Below are 283 nucleotides of genomic sequence, written 5' to 3' on the forward strand. Positions count from 1 at the left end.
TTCACAGTCCAAATCAAATCGTCGAGTGCGTTATTGGTAAAGTTACTGCTCCAGTCGCATTGAAACAGAGGCACATCGGTAAAACCAGATTCACGTACCAAATCACGCACGGCAGAAACGTATGGTTTATCGGTTCCGTAAGAGCCATACTCGTTCTCCACCTGAACCATGATAATGTTTCCTCCTTTATCCACTTGCAACGGAGCCAGTTGTTTGCCGACTTCTTTCATAAAAATGCCTACCCGTTCCATATAATAAGGATCAAGCATGCGCAAGGTCACGT

At 44.9% G+C, this 283-nt stretch carries 1 protein-coding gene; it reads right to left on the reverse strand.

The window, feature by feature from the left end; translation table 11 throughout:
• Nucleotides 1-283: beta-galactosidase (locus BSAG_RS25760; protein ID WP_232287667.1), on the reverse strand; the 283-nt coding region annotated here is incomplete at both ends.

It is taken from the genome of Bacteroides sp. D1 (assembly GCF_000157095.2).
Taxonomy (GTDB): Bacteria; Bacteroidota; Bacteroidia; order Bacteroidales; family Bacteroidaceae; genus Bacteroides; species Bacteroides xylanisolvens.